This window comes from bacterium, assembly GCA_023382385.1.
GTDB lineage: Bacteria > Electryoneota > RPQS01 > RPQS01 > RPQS01 > JABWCQ01.
In genome coordinates this window covers 615,672-621,062 of record JAHDVH010000001.1, presented here as the reverse complement: position 1 = coordinate 621,062, position 5,391 = coordinate 615,672, and the positions used below count along the sequence as shown (strand labels likewise).

Here is a 5,391-nt window from a genome sequence, read left to right as displayed (position 1 = left end):
ACCCAACCGGTGCTGGGAAGCCGCACAACGCGGCTTCCCAGCCCGTGTTTTGTAATCACTCGGAATTATGAGTTACTTGAGAATAGCCGATAGGACAGGAGGAAGGGATATGTCATCCCGAATTCGCAATACGGCGCTGGGACTGTGCATGCTGATGCTGTTCGGTGCCTCTGCCGCCTTCGCGCAGAATTATACTGATCCGTATCTACGGATGGGTGTGGGCGCGAGAGGAATGGCGATGGGTACGGCCCAAACCGCCGTCGCCAACGACGCGACCGCGGCTTACTGGAACCCCGCAGCGCTACATTGGCTCCACAAATTTGAAGTGGCGTTAATGTACACCGGTGGGCTGGAGGCCGATCGTAATCACAACTATATCGGTGCATCACTATGCGCCGAGCGCATTGGAACCTTCGGCCTCTCTTGGCTTAATTCCGGCATCACCGGCATCGGCCAGTATGATGGTACGGGCGCCAAGACCGGAGATTTCGATGTGTCCAACAACGCCTTCCAGCTGAGCTACGCGCGCGGTCTCGGAAACGGGTTCTCGCTTGGTTTGAGCGCGAAGTATCTGCAGGAAGACCTCGCGGACAACACGGGCTGGGGTCTGGACGCAGGCTTACTGTTCCGTCCGTACGATGAGATCCTCGTGGGTCTGATGGTGCGCGACTTGGCCGGTGAGCATGGCAAAGACGACATCCCGTTTGAGACGCGACTGGGCATGGGCTTCATGCCGTGGAAAGGTGTCACGTTCTCGGGTGATATCCAAGTCATCGAAGATGAAGACGCCACGCTCGACGTGGGCGCCGCGTATGACTTTGACGTCAGCGATAACGTGAGCTTCTACCTTGCCGCAGGTATGAATGACCTCGTGGAAACCGATCAGGCTAACAGCGGTTTGACCGCAGGCTTCGGTTTTGGTTTCAAGAGTTTTGGCATTCAGTACGCTTACGTCGAAGAGCCGCAGGCATTCCTGAACGAGAATCACCGTCTCTCGGTGAACTTCTTCTTCAGAGAGTGCAATTCGCTGAAAAGCGCAATGGGCAGCTTGAAGCGTGATCGTCAGGCAGGTGCCGCAGTTGCCAAGAGCGATGGTCCGAAGGAATTCATCCATCGTTATATCTTCGAAGGCAATCCGTCTCTGAAGCTTAGCTTGGAGTTGCTGCGTCCTGAACACAAGGATTCGATCGAAGCCGTGTGGATGGAGACTGGTGGCGTGGTCAGCTTCCCGGGTATCAACTTCGCCACGGGTTCCGCTGAAATCACGGACGAGTTTGCTCGCGTGCTGGACGGTGCTGCCAAGCTGATCAACGAGCATCCTGAGATTCAGCTGCTCGAAGTTCAGGGCCACACGGACAACACCGGTTCGGACGCCATCAACAACCCGCTGTCACAGGCGCGTGCTGATGCTGTTCGCAACTACCTGATCTCGCGTGGTGTGGATCCGAGTCGCCTGGTGGCCAAGGGCTATGGTTCGACCAAGCCTGTTGCCAGCAATGCGTCTGAGCAGGGTCGCTACCAGAATCGTCGCATCGACCTCGTGCGCGTCCGCTAAGCACGAACTGACTGTAATCTGCGTCGAGGAGTGAGCGGTCTGTTGGCCGCCACTCCTCGACTCACTCCATGACCTCTCGAAAAGAATGGATGAAGCCATGAAGAGAGTTGGATTAATACTGTTCTCGTCTGTGCTGGTATTGGCAGTCTACGCCTTGTCGCTGGCACAGCTCGAGTCGCGCAACGCCGCGGCCAAGTATCTTCTGCGTGTTATGGATGGTGAATCACCGCGGGCCTATTATGGGTCGGCTGTCGAAGGTGCCTATGCGTGGACGGGCGGCAAGCTGCTCTACGCGGTCTCCGCCACTGGCGAAAATGCTGGTCCTGTTGCCCGCGGCACCGTGACAATTTATGACGGACTGCTGGCAACGTCACCTGTGCTTACGATTCGTGGGCACGAGGATGGCGACCTGTTTGGCAGCTCCCTTTCCACCGGTGACTTCAACGGCGATGGCACTCCGGACCTCGCAGTAGCTGCGGAAGGCGGGCAGGGCACTGGGAACCGTCCGCCCGGCAAAGTATATCTTTACCTTGGTGGTGGTTCCTTCGGTTCGAGTAGCCAGATGATTACCGCAGGCGAAAACGGTGACTCGTTTGGTCGGTCCATCAACATGCAGAACGATGTGAATGGTGATAGCTTCGCCGATCTTGTGATCGGTGCGCCGCATTCAGCCAAAGCTGGCGCGACTTCCGGCCGCGCCTACATCTGGTATGGTAACGCCGAGGGCAAGCTGAGTAAGTCACCTGACGTCGAGATAAAACTTGGCACACTGAACGACCTGTTTGGAATGTCTGTCGCAACTGGGGACATTACCGGAGACGGGCAGGCCGATGTTGTTGTGGGATCACCGCATTATGGCACTGAGGCCGTTTACAGCGGCGCAGTGTTCGTTTTTGAGGGCGGTAAGGGTCTGAACGTCTCCAAGCCGACAAAGCTTTACAAGGGCGAATTAACCAGCTTCCAGGACCAGTTTGGCTGGGCAACTGCGATTGGACAAGACATGACCGGAGACGGAGTGGCTGAACTCATTGTAGGGGCGCCGCAATACACCTCCGGTGGCCGGCAACTCGGCAGAGTTTATCTATATCACGGCGGATCTTCATTGCCGGACAGCCCGTCCAACACGTTCTCAGGCTCGCAGGAAGCTGGAAGATTTGGAGACCGTGTCTTTTCTCTCGGCGACCTGAATGGCGACGGAAAAGGCGACTGGGCAGTTCAGGCGGCCAACGCTGCACAAAGTCGGGGCGTTGTCTACTTCTATTACGGAGGTTGGGAGACCGATTTCTACCAGTTTACGGGGGAATCAATTGCTGACGTAGCTGGAAACGGTGTGGCGGCCCTTGGTGATTTGGACGGAAATGGCGCAAAGGACATCGCTCTGGGTGCTCGTTGGTGGGACCGCGACATCGAGGAGAATGTCGGCCGGGTCTATCTGCTGAGTATTCAGTAGTTTTCTCCCACGCGTCCACGTTCCACACTAATCGTAAATAACGGTATAACAATTGCAAAGCATCTTGAAGGGGCTGTTGGTCAGCCCCTTTTTCATTGCTTTTTAGCCGCATAGTGCGTATATTTTGTGTCACCGATTTTCCTGAAGGACAAATCGAATCATATGATTCTGAACAACTTAAAAAATAAGGCACAAGACGGGTCGCTACGGGTTGGCGTCATCGGCTTGGGCTACGTTGGGCTACCCTTAGCGGTCCAGTTTGCCGCCAAGGGAATCCGTGTCACTGGGATTGATGTTTCTGAGCGGAAGGTCGAGAAACTGCAGCGTGGTGAAAACTACGTGCTCGACGTGGACGACAAGCAGCTCGCGGAACTCGTAAAATCCGGTATGCTGGAGGCAACGACCGATTACTCAGTCATTAGAGACTTGGATGCCATCTCGATTTGCGTACCAACGCCCTTGCGCAAAACCGGCGATCCAGATATCTCCTACATTCTGGCTGCACGCGACGAGGTCCTCAAGTATGCTCATCCGGGTCTGCTGATTGTCCTGGAGAGCACCACGTATCCCGGCACGACCGATGAGCTGATGGTCCCCGCCTTTCACGAAAAGGGATTGTCAGTCGGGGAAGATGTTTTCATATGCTTCTCGCCGGAACGTGTGGATCCGGGTAACGAGAAGTTCGGTACGCACAACACGCCGAAAGTTATGGGCGGCACGACGCCTGCCTGTCTGGAAGCTGCGCAAGCAGTCTACTCACTGGTTATTGACACGATTGTTCCTGTTTCCAGCACGCAAGCAGCGGAGCTTGTGAAACTGCTCGAGAACACGTTTCGTTCAATCAATATCGGTTTGGTGAATGAACTTGCGATTATGTGCGAGATCCTTGGTGTGGACGTCTGGGAAGTCATCCGTGCCGCTTCCACCAAACCGTTCGGGTTCATGCCTTTCTATCCAGGACCGGGCTTGGGTGGACACTGTATTCCGATTGATCCGATCTATCTTTCTTGGAAGCTTAAGACGCTGAAATATCGCGCGCGCTTCATCGAGCTTGCCGATGATATCAACACAAGCATGCCGGAATACGTCGTGCAGCGTGTGGCAGACGCCTTGAACGAACGAGGTAAAGCGGTCAAAGGCTGCAGAGTGCTGGTGATGGGTGTGGCTTATAAGCGTGACATTGACGACTCGCGTGAGTCGCCATCTCTTGATATTATCGAACTGCTCATGAAGCGGGGTGCGACAGTGGACTATCACGATCCTTATATCGCCGAAGTCGCGACCGCGCACCATGATATGAAGTCCGTGCCATTTAACTCGTCCACGTTACCAAAGTATGATGTGGCGGTGATTTGTACTGACCATCGCTCTGTGGATTACGCAATGCTTTGCGATAGCGTGCCGCTGGTTTTTGATGCGCGTAACGCAACTGCGCCGCTCGGTACGCGAAATAACGTGGTCAAGCTCTAACCCGCTCGATCACGTGAAGCACTTGGGAGCGATTCTGGAACTGCTTCGGCCGGCTCAATGGTCGAAGAACCTGATCATCTTCGCGGCGGTGCTGTTTTCGCCAGCACGAGTGGTCATCGAATCACCTGAAGTTCTGTTGCGCGCGTTGCAAGGCTTTGCAGCATTCTGTCTGCTTTCCTCGGCGGTGTATGCGCTGAATGACGTCCTCGATCTTGCCGCAGACCGCACTCATCCGAAAAAGAAGTCGCGGCCATTGCCCTCCGGGCGAGTGTCTGTGTCAACCGCGCTGGCATTCTCGCTCCTGCTTGCGATTGTGGGCGTGGTATGGGCGTTCTGGCTGGATCCCTACTTCGGCTGGGTGGGTGTGGCCTATTTGGCCGCGAATCTGGCTTACTCGCTGGGTTTGAAGCGAGCGGTGATTCTTGACGTGTTGCTGCTCTCCATGGGTTTTGTGCTTCGCGCTGTTGGAGGCGTGGCAGTAATCCGCGCGATGCTCCCGGAAGTGTATCTTTCCTATTGGCTGATTCTGTGTGCGTTCCTGCTGTCGCTGTTTCTGGCTCTGGCAAAACGCCGTCACGAGATCGCCATTCTTGGTGAAGCCGCTGCAAGTCATCGCGCCAGCTTGGCCGCCTACAGCATTACGTTCATCGATCAAATGCTCGCCGCACTCTGCGCGGCCACGATGGTAGCCTATAGTCTGTATACGATCTCGGACGACACATTCAGGCATTATGGCACTCGAAGTTTATTCTGGACGTTGCCGTTTGTGGTCTATGGACTTTTCCGCTATTTGTATCTGATTTACAACCGCGGTGAAGGGGGAGACCCCACAAAGCTGCTCGTTAAAGATCGAGGAACGTTGATCAACGTGGCGCTCTGGGCACTCACGACGGCCACAATTGTGTATCTTACCTGA

The 5,391-nt window shown here is 55.2% G+C and carries 4 protein-coding genes; all 4 read left to right on the top strand.

Annotated elements, in window-relative coordinates:
* Positions 1-109: 109 nt before the first annotated feature.
* A complete protein-coding gene (locus tag KJZ99_02895; protein MCL4304834.1) occupies positions 110-1,555 on the top strand; it encodes an OmpA family protein in 1,446 nt (481 codons plus the stop codon).
* 97 nt (positions 1,556-1,652) lie between these two features.
* A complete protein-coding gene (locus KJZ99_02890; GenBank protein MCL4304833.1) occupies positions 1,653-3,005 on the top strand; it encodes an integrin alpha in 1,353 nt (450 codons plus the stop codon).
* A 162-nt stretch (positions 3,006-3,167) separates the two neighbouring features.
* Entirely contained in the window at positions 3,168-4,475 is a 1,308-nt protein-coding gene (locus tag KJZ99_02885) for a nucleotide sugar dehydrogenase (GenBank protein MCL4304832.1), read from the top strand.
* A complete protein-coding gene (locus tag KJZ99_02880) occupies positions 4,420-5,391 on the top strand; it encodes a decaprenyl-phosphate phosphoribosyltransferase (protein ID MCL4304831.1) in 972 nt (323 codons plus the stop codon). The genes KJZ99_02885 and KJZ99_02880 overlap by 56 nt, the downstream gene beginning before the upstream one ends.